Origin of the sequence: Streptomyces cyaneochromogenes (genome assembly GCF_003963535.1) — a bacterium.
Taxonomy (GTDB): domain Bacteria; phylum Actinomycetota; class Actinomycetes; order Streptomycetales; family Streptomycetaceae; genus Streptomyces; species Streptomyces shaanxiensis.
In genome coordinates, this window is sequence record NZ_CP034539.1 from 4,087,244 (window position 1) to 4,100,493 (window position 13,250).

At 72.9% G+C, this 13,250-nt stretch carries 9 protein-coding genes; 1 reads left to right on the top strand and 8 read right to left on the bottom strand.

Annotated features, from left to right (window positions below):
* Positions 1–61 precede the first annotated feature (61 nt).
* From manA to EJ357_RS18240, 6 genes are all read right to left on the bottom strand, one after another.
* Positions 62–1,213: a mannose-6-phosphate isomerase, class I gene (gene manA, locus EJ357_RS18215; RefSeq protein WP_126392682.1), complete on the bottom strand. Its 1,152-nt coding sequence runs from the start codon at positions 1,211–1,213 to the stop codon at positions 62–64.
* 191 nt (positions 1,214–1,404) lie between these two features.
* Positions 1,405–2,532, bottom strand: a complete 1,128-nt coding sequence (locus EJ357_RS18220) for an SIS domain-containing protein (RefSeq protein ID WP_126392683.1) — start codon at positions 2,530–2,532, stop codon at positions 1,405–1,407.
* Between the two features lie 348 nt (positions 2,533–2,880).
* The gene (locus EJ357_RS18225; protein ID WP_126392684.1) at positions 2,881–3,051 is read right to left on the bottom strand and encodes a Trm112 family protein; all 171 of its coding nucleotides are present in this window, start codon (positions 3,049–3,051) and stop codon (positions 2,881–2,883) included.
* Between the two features lie 331 nt (positions 3,052–3,382).
* On the bottom strand, positions 3,383–4,747 hold the full coding sequence (locus EJ357_RS18230) for a phosphomannomutase/phosphoglucomutase (RefSeq protein WP_126392685.1): 1,365 nt from the start codon (positions 4,745–4,747) through the stop codon (positions 3,383–3,385).
* A 113-nt stretch (positions 4,748–4,860) separates the two neighbouring features.
* A complete protein-coding gene (locus tag EJ357_RS18235; RefSeq protein WP_126399619.1) occupies positions 4,861–6,477 on the bottom strand; it encodes an L-lactate permease in 1,617 nt (538 codons plus the stop codon).
* Between the two features lie 185 nt (positions 6,478–6,662).
* Complete coding sequence (locus tag EJ357_RS18240; RefSeq protein ID WP_030053098.1) at positions 6,663–7,040, bottom strand: DUF3499 domain-containing protein; 378 nt, start codon at positions 7,038–7,040, stop codon at positions 6,663–6,665.
* A gap of 343 nt (positions 7,041–7,383) precedes the next feature.
* Here EJ357_RS18240 and EJ357_RS18245 point away from each other — a divergent pair, with 343 nt between their 5' ends.
* A complete protein-coding gene (locus EJ357_RS18245) occupies positions 7,384–7,833 on the top strand; it encodes a metallopeptidase family protein (protein ID WP_126399622.1) in 450 nt (149 codons plus the stop codon).
* Positions 7,834–7,925: 92 nt separating this feature from the next.
* Here EJ357_RS18245 and EJ357_RS18250 read toward each other — a convergent pair whose 3' ends face one another.
* Positions 7,926–9,452, bottom strand: coding sequence for a DUF5719 family protein (locus EJ357_RS18250; RefSeq protein ID WP_126392686.1), 1,527 nt, complete (start codon positions 9,450–9,452; stop codon positions 7,926–7,928).
* Complete coding sequence (locus EJ357_RS18255) at positions 9,449–13,147, bottom strand: glycosyltransferase family 2 protein (RefSeq protein WP_126392687.1); 3,699 nt, start codon at positions 13,145–13,147, stop codon at positions 9,449–9,451. The genes EJ357_RS18250 and EJ357_RS18255 overlap by 4 nt, the downstream gene beginning before the upstream one ends.
* Between the last annotated feature and the right edge of the window lie 103 nt (positions 13,148–13,250).

A 13,250-nucleotide genomic window follows, 5' to 3' on the forward strand; every position in this document is an offset into this window, starting at 1 on the left:
CGGTGGGCCATTGTTGCAGCCCGGTCGGACAACGGCGCGCCGGGTCGTCGGATGGCCTCGATCAGGCGACGACCGTGGCCCGGAAGACCGTACCGGCCCCGGACACTTCGGCCTTTTCGCCCGCCGGTACGAAGACGGAACGGCCCGGCGTCAGCTCGTGCTCGCCGGCGCGGACGGAACCCGCCGTGCAGAGCAGGATCTGCGGGGTCGCGCGCGTGAGGTCGTGCGCGACGGTGCCCTCCGGGAGGACGTACCGGGACAGGCGGAACTCGTCGATCGGGGTCTCGTAGACCTCCTCGCCGTCCGGGGCGGCCTCGGGGCGCAGCACGCCCGGGTCGCCCGCCTCGAAGTGGACGATGCGCAGGAGTTCGGGGACGTCGACGTGCTTGGGGGTCAGGCCGCAGCGCAGGACGTTGTCGGAGTTGGCCATGATCTCGACGCCGAGGCCGTTCAGGTACGCGTGCGGGATGCCGGCGCCGAGGAACAGGGCCTCGCCGGGCTGGAGGCGCACGTAGTTGAGGAGCATCGCGGCGATGACGCCGGGGTCGCCCGGGTAGTGGTGGGCGATGTCCGCGTACGGGGCGTACGCGCCGCCGAGGCGGGAGCAGGCGGCCGCGGCCTCGGCGACGGTGTGGGCCATCTCGTCCGGGTCGGCGGTGAGGATCGCGGTGAGCACCTCGCGCAGGGCCGCGTCCTCGGGGTGGGCGTGCAGCAGGTCGACGTACGGCTTGAGGGAGTCCACGCCGAGGCCGGCGAGCAGGTCGGCGGCCTCGACGGGGGCGCGGAAGCCGCACAGGCCGTCGAACTCGGTGAGCGCGCAGATCAGCTCGGGCTTGTGGTTGGCGTCCTTGTAGTTGCGGTGGCCGGCGTCCACGGGGATGTTGCGGCGCTCCTCGTCCTCGTAACCCTCCTTCGCCTGCTCCAGGTTGGGGTGCACCTGGAGGGAGAGCGGGCCGCCGGCGGCGAGGATCTTGAGCAGGAAGGGCAGGCGGGGGCCGAACTTCGACACGGCCGCGGCACCCAGTTCGCGCTCCGGGTCGGCCTCGATGACCTCGACGAGCGTGCCGCGCCCGGTGCGTGAGGGTGCGCCCGGGTGCGCGCCCATCCACATCTCCGCCTGCGGTTCGCCGGTCGGCTCGACTCCGAGGAGCTGCGGGATCGCGGTGGTGGAACCCCAGGCGTAGGGGCGGATGGTGTTGTCGAGGCGGTCCATGCGGGTGTCTGCCTGCTCTCTGTCCGGGGGCGGCCGGTGCTCTGCCGGTTCTGGTGTTCGCGGGACGCGGGACGAGGTTTCGGGTTCGTTCTGTGTCCAACTGCCGTCGTGCGTCCGGTTCGCCCTGTGTACAACTGCCGTTCGTACGACGGTTTCTCGTGCGTACGGCTGTCAGGGCGCCCTGGGATAGATCAGGCCCCCGAGGCGAGCGCCAGGTAAACGGCGGCGAAATCCGTGATGGCGATCAGTTCCGCGAGGGTCTCCAGTTCGCCGCCGGCCTCCGGCTCCAGTTCGCTGATCGGCGTGTCATGGCTCAGGGCCAGGTCCCGTGCGGCGGGCGCGGCGGTGATGCCGCCGAGCGGGCGGTCGCGCAGCAGGACCACGCGCGCGTGCAGCGCGGGTGTCTCCTCCACGCGGTCGCGGAAGAAGTCGTCCGGGTCGGCGCTTGCCGCGAGCCGGCCGGCGAGCAGGGCGTTGTGCGAGGCGAGCGCCTCGGGCAGTTCGGCGACGAGGGAGGGGTGGCCGGAGAGCTCGGCGAGCGCTGCGGCGAAACGGCGGCCGGCCGGGCCCGCGGAGACGCCTTCGGTCCAGATCAGCGGGAGTGTGTCGGCGAGTTCGGCGGCCAGGGTCTTTGCGGGGTTGCTGTAGGTCGCGATGGCGGGGCCGCAGCGTTCGGCGATGTGGTCGAGACGGTCGGCGACCTTCTCGAGTTCCTCGGGCGGGGCGGCGAGCATGCCGGTGCGGTCGAGGAGCGCCAGGAGCGGGGTGAGCAGCGCCCACAGGACGCCGGGGGCGGAGGCCGCGAGGGGTTCGTCCTGCTCGTACGGGGCCGTCGCCATCGGCACGAACAGGCCGTGGTTGTTGTGCACCGCCTCGGTGAGCGGGGAGCGGGCGGGGGCCACGGCGACGACCGTGCAGCCGCGCCGGTAGGCCTGCTCGGCGAGCAGGGACAGGCCCGGCTCGGTGCCGTCGGGGGTGGCGATCAGCAGCAGGTCCACGGAGCCGGCCCAGCCCGGCAGCTCCCAGCGCAGGGCGCCCGCGGCGGGGGCGACGCCGGAGGGGGCCAGTCGGGTGACGGGGCTGGTGGCGCCGGCGAGTGTGCCGAGGAGGTCGGCGACGCAGAGGGCGGCGGCGCCGGGGCCCGCGATGAGGATGGCGCGGGGGCGGCCGTCGGGCTTGAGGTCCTGGACGCCGGCCTCGGCGGCGTGCCGGGCGGCGGTGCGGACGCGGGCGCCGGCTTCGGCCGCGCCGCGGAGCAGGGCGCGCTGGTCGGCCTCGGCGAGCGCCTCCGGCGTGTCCAGCAGCGATTCATCGAGCATGGGCGACAGCCTCCGATCGCCGGGGGGTTTGGGGGCGGGGCGGGGGTCTTGCTCGGGGGTCTTGCGCGGGTGTGTTCGCCGCGGTGGCTCGGTGGCGGGTTGAGGGTTGGTTGGGTCTGTGGGTGCTGGGTGCGGGGTGGTGAGTGCGGGTGCCGGGTGCGAGTGCGGGTCCGGTGGCGGTCGCTTTTGCGCCGGTGGCCGGGGCGGCTGTACGGCGGTCGCCGTGGCGTTTCCGCGACGGTGACCGTGGCGTCCGTGCGTCGGCGGCCTGGGCGGGTTCACGCTGGTGGCCGTGGCGCCTCTGCGGCGGTGGCCGTGGCGTGGTTGCGCCGGTGGCCGTGCCTCGCGTCACGCGGGGCGGCGGGCCTCGTCGACGAGCAGAACCGGGATGCCGTCGCGGACGGGGTACGCCAGGCCGCAGTCCTGGCCGGTGCAGGTCAGCTCGGCGTCCTGCTCCTTGAGGGGGGCGTGGCAGGCCGGGCAGGCGAGGATCTCCAGGAGGCCGGCTTCCAGCGGCATGAGGGGTCCCTTCTGGGGCGGGTGGGGGCGGTACGTGCGTGTGTGCGGATGTGCCTGGTCAGCGTACCGCCGGTGGGGGCGGGGTGCCGGGGTTGGGCGGGGGGGTGGTGGGTGGGGGTGCGTGTAGGGCGGGTTTTCTCGCCCCCGCCGCCCCTACCCGTCCCTCCTCCAGGGGCTCCGCCCCTTCGACCCCGGTTGCTTTCTGGGGGCTGCCGCCCCCAGACCCCCGCTTCGGCCCTGAACGGGCCTCGTCCTCAAACGCCGGACGGGCTGGAATTGCCGCCCCTCTGATATGCCGCGACCGGCGTCGAGAATTTAGCCGTCCACGGGCTCAGCCCCTGATGATCGCCAGCGCCTCGTCCCGCACCTTGGTCATCGTCGCCTCGTCGCGTGCCTCCGCGTTCAGGCGCAGGAGCGGTTCCGTGTTGGACGGGCGGACGTTGAACCACCAGTCGGCGGACGTGACGGTCAGGCCGTCGAGTTCGTCGAGTTCCACGCCCTCCTGGCCCTCGTACGCGGCCTTGATGGCTGCCAGGCGGCCCGCCTGGTCGGCGACGGTGGAGTTGATCTCGCCGGAGCCGGTGTAGCGGTCGTACTGGGCTACCAGGCCGGAGAGAGGGCCCTCCTGGCCGCCCAGTGCCGCGAGGACGTGGAGGGCGGCCAGCATGCCCGTGTCGGCGTTCCAGAAGTCCTTGAAGTAGTAGTGGGCGGAGTGCTCGCCGCCGAAGATGGCGCCGGATCTGGCCATCTCGGCCTTGATGAAGGAGTGGCCCACGCGGGTGCGGACCGGGGTGCCGCCGTTCTCCTCGACGACCTCCGGGACCGACCAGGACGTGATCAGGTTGTGGATGATCGTGCCCTTGCCGCCGTGCTTGGCGAGCTCGCGGGAGGCGACCAGGGCGGTGATGGCGGAGGGGGAGACCGGCTCGCCCTGCTCGTCGACGACGAAGCAGCGGTCGGCGTCGCCGTCGAAGGCGATGCCGAGGTCGGCGGACTCCTCGCGGACCCGCTTCTGGAGGTCGACGATGTTCGCCGGGTCCAGGGGGTTCGCCTCGTGGTTCGGGAAGGTGCCGTCCAGCTCGAAGTACATCGGGACGACGGTGAGGGGCAGGCCGGCGAAGACCGTCGGGACGGTGTGGCCGCCCATGCCGTTGCCCGCGTCGACGACGACCTTCAGGGGGCGGATGGAGGTCAGGTCGACGAGGGAGCGCAGGTGGGCCGCGTAGTCCTCCAACGTGTCACGCTGTGTGATCGTTCCCGCCTGGGTGGCCGGTGCCGGGGCGCCCGAGTCCGTCCAGCCCTCGACCAGTTCGCGGATCTGCGCGAGGCCAGTGTCCTGGCCGACCGGGGCCGCACCGGCGCGGCACATCTTGATGCCGTTGTACTGGGCCGGGTTGTGCGAGGCCGTGAACATCGCGCCCGGCAGGTTCAGCGCGCCCGAGGCGTAGTACAGCTGATCGGTGGAGCACAGGCCGATCTCGGTGACGTCGACGCCCTGGGCCGCCGCTCCGCGTGCGAAGGCGCGGGACAGGCCGGGGGACGAGGGGCGCATGTCGTGACCGATCACGATCGCGCTCGCGTCGGTCACCTGTACGAAGGCTGCGCCGAAGAGCTCGGCCAGCGGCTCGTCCCACTGGTCGGGGACGACCCCGCGCACGTCGTACGCCTTAACGAGCTGTGACAGATCAGCGGCCACGGCCACCCCTCCTGAAAGTCCTGTCGGTCGCCCCAAACTACCCGCCCGGACTGACAGTGCGCTGTGCGCCCGCTGAGTGGACCCCGAGCCGTAACCTCAGGTCAGCGCGGAGGTCAGGGCAGCATCCAGCCCAGCACCGGTGAACTCTGGCCGACCACGATCAGGCACATCACCAGCAGCAGGCCCAGACTCCACGGCAGCACTCGCCGCAGCAGGTCCCCCTCCCGGCCCCCGAGCCCCACGGCCGCGCACGCGATCGTGAGGTTCTGCGGCGAGATCATCTTGCCGAGCACACCACCTGAACTGTTGGCGGCGGCCAGGAGTTCCGCCGACAGTCCGGATTCCCGGGCCGCCGTCACCTGCAGCGCGCCGAACAAAGCGTTGGCGGACGTGTCCGAGCCGGACACGGCCACGCCGAACCAGCCCAGCACCGGTGACAGGAAGGCGAGCCCCGCGCCGGCCGCCGCCACGAAGTAGCCGATGGTGGCGGCCTGCCCGGAGAGGTTCATGACGTACGCGAGGGCCAGCACGGACGTCACGGTGAGGATGGCGAACCTCAACTCGTGCACCGTCGCCGCCCATTCCTTGACGGCCACGCGCGCGTGCACCCCGAGGACGACCGCCGTGCACACACCGGCGAGCAGCACGAGCGTGCCGCCGGTGGACACGATCGGCCAGGTGAAGACATTGCCGCCGACCGGCTCCCCGTCGGGGCCGGCGACGTTCAGGAGGGGCCAGTCGTACGTCTGCGTCGCCCCGGCAAGCCAGTCCTTGACCACGGAGATCTGCGCGACCGAGAAGATCAGCACGATCAGCCCATAGGGCGCATAGGCGCGTACGACCTCCCGCGGCGGGTCCGCCTCGTCCAACTCCTCGCTCCGCACGCCGGTCAGCACGGACGCGCGTACGGCCTCGGCGGCGGGCACGCGCGCGTGCGGTACGGCGACCAGGGCGCCCGCGCCGGCCAAGGCGGCGCCGATGTCGGCGAGTTGCGCGGAGACGTAGTTGGAGGCGGCGAACTGGGCGACGGCGAAGGCCACTCCGCATGCCACGGCGGGCACCCAGGTCTCGCGCAGCCCGCGCCGCCCGTCCACGAGCCCCACGAGCACGAGCGGCACGACCAGGGCCAGCAACGGTGTCTGACGCCCCACCACGGCGGCCACGGCGTCCAGCGGCAGCCCGGTGACCTGGGCCAGCGTCACCACTGGTGTGCCCATCGCTCCGAAGGCCACGGGCGCGGTGTTGGCGACCAGCGCCACGACCGCCGCGCGCACCGGCTCGAACCCGAGCGCCACCAGCATGACCGAGCAGATCGCGACGGGCGCCCCGAACCCGGCGAGGGCCTCCAGCAGAGCCCCGAAGCAGAAGGCGACGACGAGCGCCTGGATCCGCGGATCGTCGGACAGTCGCCCGAACGACCGGCGCAGAATGTCGAAATGCCGTGTCCGGACGGTCATCCGGTACACCCACAGGGCGTTGACGACGATCCAGAGGATCGGGAAGAGCCCGAACACGGCCCCTTGGGCGGCGCCGGACAGCGTCTGGTCCAGCGGCATGCCGTACGCGAGCCAGGCGACCAGAACGGCCGCCAGAAGCCCCGTGACCCCCGCCAGATGTGCCTTCAATCGAACCCCGCCCAGCAGGACGAGGACGATCACCAGCGGCAGCGCGGCCACGAGGGCGGACAGGCCGAGCGAGCCGGCGACGGGTTCCAGTTCCTGGACGTACACGGGCGCCTCCCCGGATTCCGCCATACGGAAAGCGATTTCTCGTTCCGGCATACGGAATGGTCGTGTCCGCGACAACCGCGCGTCAATGCCCGTGCATCACTCAGCGAAACGAGCGCACAGGAATCCAACGAGCCGAGCACACGCCAGCGGGCCCGGAGAGGGAAGGAGGGGGAGGAAACCGACGGTCAGTTGTCGGGCGACCGCAGCACGCGCAGGTGCCCGCGCCGCGCGACCTCCATCGGATCGGCGCCACGCCCGCCGCCACCGCCGGCCTGGGCCGCCCGCTCCTGCGGACGCGCCGCCTCGCGCACGGCGTTGGCAAGCGCTTCCAGGTCATCGCCGCTCGGACGGGCCGGAGCCGAGCCGTCCAGCAGCCGCACGACCTCCCACCCTCGAGGGGCGGTGAGGCGCTCGGAGTGCTCGGCGCACAGGTCGTAGCAATGGGGTTCGGCGTAGGTGGCGAGCGGGCCGAGGACCGCGGTCGAGTCGGCGTAGACGTACGTCAGCGTCGCTACGGCGGGACGGCCGCAAGCGGTGCGCGAACAGCGACGTACAGGGCTCACGACGTTGGACGGTACCGCACTCTTGAGCGGGCCGCGACGACTCTCCCCCAGGTCACTCCACCGTGTCGTGCTGTGAAACACCCCACACGCCCCTTCCGACCCACGCCGCTGACCTGCACGGAAGCCGGATTCCGAGATCCCGACCGCATCCAGAACCGGTCACCACTCGCTACAAACCACAACAATTACCTTGAGCTCGGCGGTCTCGGAGAGAAGCGGAATCGAGCCCAACTTGGCTGGAATGGTCAACTGCCGTCATGCCCGAAGCGGCCGACGGCCACGCCCGCGACGACCACACGCCGCTCGGACACGCGCCCACCGCGAGGACTACCCTTCACCAGTGATGGACACCCCCGTACCGCCCCGTGCCGTCGGCCCCGGGCCCCGCCGCCGTGATCGCCACGGGCGGGGCATGCGCGGCCCGATCGCACCGCCCCAGGTTCCCCTCGCCGCGAGCCGCGCCGACGTCTTCGCCGACCTGGTGCAGGACTCCGTGGAACGCCTCGAACGCCGCTGGCCCCAGCTCGCCGACTTCGATTTCCTGGTCCTCGAGGTACCCCGCCTGGACGGCCCCGGCCGCACCTGGAACGACGAGGCGGTCCCCCTCGGCGGCACGATCCCCGCGCGCGAGGGCCGACCGGCGCGGGTCGTCATCTACCGCCGCCCGGTGGAGATCCGCACCAAGGGCCGGGACGAACGAGCGGCCCTGGTCCACGAGGTGGTCGTGGAACAGGTGGCCGAGCTGCTGGGTCTGACACCCGAGACCGTGGATCCTCGTTACGGCGAGGACTGACGGCGCCGGCCGAGGTACACGCTGCGTCGTGGCCGTCCCGGAGCGGGGCGCGCAGCCCGGCGCCGAGGGGTGCCGACGAACCCGCGGAGGGCCTACTTCTGCAGCACCGACAGATCCTCGTCCGCCTCCGGCACAGCCACCATCCCCCGGTCGTCCGGCAGCGTCTGCACCGTGAAGCCCGGCACGCCCTCTGTCGTGACCGCCAGCATCCGGGCGCCGTACACCGGGCCGCCCGACACCGTCTCCACGGTCAGCGCATAGGTGCCCTTCAGCCCGCTCGGCACCGGCACCTCGATGTCCTGTGTCGTCCCGGACTTGATCGTGTACGTCTTGGACGCCGCCGTACCGCCCTCGCTCCCCGCGGAGGCCGTGACCTTGACCTCGGCCGCGCGGAACGGGGCCGTGAGGGACAGCGTCGTGCCCTTCGCCCTGTTGTCCACCGCCGTCGCGCGCGTGCCGAGCGGCCGGCTCGCCGGGATGAACGCCGTCTCCTGCTTGGCTCCCTCCCCGCGGACCACCCGCACCGCCGCGACCACCGGAACGGCCCGATCCGTGGGCGTCAGCACGAGGGACCCCGCCTCGCCCCGCATGAGCTCCCCGAGATCCACCGCGCTGGTCATACCAGCCTTGACGTGCAGCGTCTCGTTCCCCGCAGGCGTGATCTCCCCGGACGGCGAGGCGAGCCGCACCTTGAGATCCGCGTCCGCGTCGCCCGGCGTGAAGGCCACGAGGCGCACCGCCTTGGCGTCCTTCGGAATGCCGGGCACGACCAGGCTCCCCGCGGGGTCGGCGGACGCCGCGAGCCAGTCCCCGCCGAGCTTGTCGTCCAGCGCCTGCACCGAGGCACCCACCCGGCCACTGCGCACGCTCACGTGCACGGTGACGTTCTCCTGCTTCTCACTGGTGAGCGTCGACAGCAGGATCGGCTCCCCCGCGTGCGGCTGAACCGTGATCCCCTCCCCCACCGTGGTCTCCAGGGCGCCGTCCTTGCCGTACAGCTCGATGTCGACGACGGCGGCGGAGTCGTCGGGGTTGGTCAGATGGACGTAGTCCGTACGGTCGGTCGCCGTGCTGGCGCCCGGGAACCAGAACTCGGTGTCCGGCGCGGTGCAGTTGACGCCCTGCAGCCCACGCCCCGCGCCCGCCGCGACCTGCGTGCTCTCCTGGACGGTCCAGCCGGGCGCGAACTTCCCGTCGGCGGTCCCGACGAGCGCCGGCGAGTCCGCCCCCGACGCGTCCTCGATGACCGGCGTACCCGGTTCCTTGGCCGCCAGGACGGGCTTGTCGGCCTTCCCCGCCCTGTCGGCCTTCTTCCCGGCTTCGGCCTTCTCGCCCTTGCCGTCCGCCGCGTCGCCCGACTCCCGCGCCCCGGACCGCAGTTCCGCCTTCCCGTCGCTCGCCGTACCCTTCGTGACGGGCGTGAACGACGTGTACGTCGTCTCCGCGAGGTCCGAGGTGCTCGGCGCCGGGCACACCAGGCTCGACCGTTCCACGGGCAGCTCGGCGGCCGCCTTGGCGGTGTTCGTCCCGGACGCGTCCGGCGTGGTGAGCGCCGCGACCCCGGTTATGGCCGCGAGGGCCGTGGCACCGGCGATCAGGGACAGGGTCGTGCGGTTCACTGCTGGCTCCCGTCGGAACGCTCACTGCCGTGCGGATGCTGCTGCGCCGGGTCGTACGTGGCGTCGTAACCCTGCTGGTACGTCTGGTCGTACGAGGCGTCGTACGACGTGTCGTAGGCCCCCGCCTGGGGCTGCCCGCCGTACGCGTACGGGTCGTACTGGCCGCCCTGGTACGGATCCGCCTGATACGTCTGGTCGTAGGCGCCGCCCGCCGGGTGCTGCTGACCGCCCGGGTACTGCTCGCCGCCGTAGCTGCCGTACTCGGCGCCCGCATAGCTGGGGGTGTCCCACTCGCCATAGGACTGCTGCTGCGGAATCGCCGCGGCGGTCTCCTCCTTCGGAGGAGACGGGAACTCCCCTCCCTGACCGGCCTCTTCGGTCTCGGCCTGGGCGCGCAGCCGACGGGCCCGACGGCCCTCGCCGGCCATGGCCTCGGCCGGGACGACCTCCTCCTCGGGCAGGTCGTCGTCGACGTCACGGCGACGTCCGGGCAGGGCCATCACGACGAGGACGAGGGCGAGGAAGCCCTGCGCCCACAGCCAGGCGGTGTGGCCGATCGGGTCGTCGTAGGTGACGTCGAGCCTGCCGCCGCCGGAGGGGAGTTCGAAGCCCTGGGCCCAGCCGTCGACCGTGGTCGGCGTGAGCGGCCTGCCGTCCAGGGTGGCCGTCCAGCCGTCGCCGGCGCTGTCGGCGAGGCGCAGGAGGCGGCCTTCGGCACCGCCCGGAATCGTGGTGTGGATCTCGACGGGCCCGGCGGCGACGGGCTGGGGCTCGGCCGACGCCGTCTCCGAACCGGATCCGGAGACGATGGCCGCGCGCGACACCTGCCGGTCGACCCGCCACAGCCCGCTGCCGTTCTGCTCGCTCAGCCGCTGCAGTCCCGGCGTGGCGTCCAGCACGCGCGTGACGTCGCGGGGCGCGCCCTTGTGGACGAGGACGTAGCGCACCGCGAACGCGCCGAGCTGGTCTGCCTGGTCGGCGCCGGAGCCTGCGACGAGGTTGGCGACGATCTTGTCGAGCTTGGCGTTCTCGCCGTCGGCGGCCGCGAGTTCGGCGTCGCCGAGGCGGGCGCCGGAGCCGCGGACGAGCATGTAGCCGACCTGGGTCGTGGTCTCGCTGTCGAGGACGAGGGTGCGGGCCTGGTCGCGGTTGTTGCTGTCCTCGGCGACGAAGGCGGGCACCTGGACGGGGTCGCGTCGCTCCAGCGGCCCGTCGGCGCCACCGATCATCCAGCCGGCGGCGACCAGCAGCGGCCCCGCGGCCGCGGCGAAGGCGATCAGCGCGGCGACCGGCTGACGCCAGCCGAAGCTCTGCTCGGCCACGCGCGAGCGTGCCCCGTCGGCGCCGAGCAGCGCGGCGGCCAGGAGCGCGATGCCGTAGACGAGCGTCGCGGGGCCGGCCCAGGTGGAGCTGTTGGAGAGGGCCGCGAAGACGAGGCCCACCAGGGCGACCGCCCAGGCGGTCCAGATGCCGAACTGGCGCTCGGAGCGCATCAGGGCGGCCAGCGCGGCCAGCACGACGCCGATGAGCATCAGCCCGCTGACGGTGCCGGGCCCGCCGGGACTGGCACCGAGCAGGTCCAGGGCGGACGCGGCCGAGGAGCCGTACTCCAGGCCGGCTTCCCGGAAGAAGCCGAACGGGAGCAGCGACAGCGACCAGGGCGCCAGCACCAGCAGGGGCACGCCGAACTGGGCCAGGAAGCGCAGGCCGTACGCGGTGATGTCGGTGCGTCGCACCGCCAGCAGCCCCAGGCCGAGGACCAGCGCGATCGGCCAGACGATCGGCGTGAAGGCCGTGGTGATCGTCAGCAGCAGGGCGTACGCCCAGGTCGCGCGCCAACTGCCACGCGCACCGGAACCGTTCGCCAGGCCGCTCGCCGCGACGCCCGCGCGCGCGACGAGCGGGAGCAGGACGGCGAGTACGGCGGTGCCGATGCGGCCGCCGGCGAGGGCGCCGGTGGCGGCGGGCAGGAAGGCGTAGACGACGGCCGCCCACGCGCGCAGGAGGCGGGACTCGACGAGCGGGCGGGAGGCGAAGTAGGCGGTGAACCCGGCCAGTGGCACCGAGCAGACCAGCAGGATCGTGACCGCGAGCCCGGTCGAGCCCAGCAGGGTGGAGGCGAGCATCGCCACGATCGCGAGATAGGGCGGCGCGGACGGGGTGCCGCCGGCGCCGACCGGGTGCCAGGCGTCCAGGTAACGGGACCACAGCTCGCCCGAGTCGGCCGGGGCGGGCAGCAACGCGCCGCCCGCGAGGGCGCCGCCGCCGATGAGTTCGCGGCAGGCGATCAGCGAGGCGAACAACAGCGCCAGGAAGAGCACCGGGCCGGGCTTGCGGGCGATGCGCTTGAGGCGCGCGAACTGTTCTATCTCCAGGAAGTCCGCGTCGTCACCGCCGGGCCCGGACTCGACCGCGCCGCCGTGCCGGCCGGCGCCGGCGGCCACCTCCGGGTCGGAGCGGCCGACGAGGTTGCTCGCGACCTGTTCGACGGTGGCCCGCACGGTCGCGCCGGGCGGCGGGAACAGCGCCCGCAGCTCCCCCTTGTCGATGGCGGGACTCCCGCGCCTGCGCCGCCCGGCGATGATCCGCTCGGGGCGCAGCAGTGTGCCCATGAGGCCGCGGATCTCGTCGAGGGCCTGCCCGGGGACCTTGCCCACGAGGTAGGCGAGGGTCCGCAGGACCGTGCCGAGGACGAGGCGCAGCAGCACCCAGGGCAGCACGGCCGTACGCGTGTTGACCAGCAGGGTGTAGGCGGCGCCCGCCTTGTCGACCTTGTGCGGGGAGGCGGCGGTGCGGCCGACGCAGTCGACGGCGCGGCGCTCGCGGGAGGCCGCCTCGGCGTGTCGTACGACCGCCTCGGGGGCGACGAGGACGCGGTGGCCGGCGGCGGTCGCGCGCCAGCACAGGTCGACGTCGTCACGCATGAGGGGCAGTCGCCGGTCGAAGCCGCCGAGTTGTTCGAAGATGTCGCGCCGGACCAGCATGCCGGCGGTGGACACGGACAGCACCGAGCGGACGTGGTCGTGCTGGCCCTGGTCCTGTTCGCGGCGGTCGAGGCCGGTCCAGCGGCGCCCGGAGTTGGCGATGGTGACGCCGACCTCGAGGAGCTGCCGGCGGTCGTACCAGCCGCGCAGTTTGGGGCCGACGACGGCGACGTCGTCCCGTCCCAGCTCGTACTCGTTCTCCACGACGCGCAACAGCTGGGCCAGGGCGTCGGGTTCGGGGGCGCAGTCGTCGTGCAGGAGCCACAGCCACTGCACCGGCTCCCCGTGCGGGAGTTCGGGCATGTCGTAGGCGTCGTCGCGCCACGTGCGCGTGACGGGGTCCCAGCCGCTCGGCCGCTTCAGATAGGTCAGCTCGTCCGGGGTGAGGAGGGGGGCCGTGCGGTTGGCCTCCTCGACGGCCTGGCCGAATCCGGTGCGCCGGGCGAGGTGCAGTACACGGTCGGCGCCGAGGGCGTCGGTGACCAGCTGCGCGGAGTGGTCCGCGCTGCCGGTGTCGGCGGCCACGGCGAACTGGACGGGGCGCTCCTGGCCGAGCAGCCCGGCGAGCGCGTCGGGCAGCCAGCGGGCGCCGTCGTGGGCGACGAGCACGGCGGTGACCACGTGACGCGGGAACTCGGGCGGGTGGGCCGGGTTGAACGCTGCTGCGGCAGCGGAGTCGTGATGGGCTGCCGGGTGACTGTGCACGGACATCGAGGTACGGGCCCCGGTTCGATGGACTGCGGTGGACGCCTGTGCCCCCAGGGGACAGCGGTGCGTCTCGGACGAGCGACCACACTATCGGCTGGGCATGAGA

Coding starts and splice junctions, on each gene's coding strand:
- EJ357_RS18225 (WP_126392684.1), bottom strand. CDS start 3,051: ATGCCGCTGGAAGCCGGCCTCCTGGAGATCCTCGCCTGCCCGGCCTGC.
- EJ357_RS18245 (WP_126399622.1), top strand. CDS start 7,384: ATGGACACCCCCGTACCGCCCCGTGCCGTCGGCCCCGGGCCCCGCCGC.
- manA (WP_126392682.1), bottom strand. CDS start 1,213: ATGGACCGCCTCGACAACACCATCCGCCCCTACGCCTGGGGTTCCACC.
- EJ357_RS18220 (WP_126392683.1), bottom strand. CDS start 2,532: ATGCTCGATGAATCGCTGCTGGACACGCCGGAGGCGCTCGCCGAGGCC.
- EJ357_RS18255 (WP_126392687.1), bottom strand. CDS start 13,147: ATGTCCGTGCACAGTCACCCGGCAGCCCATCACGACTCCGCTGCCGCA.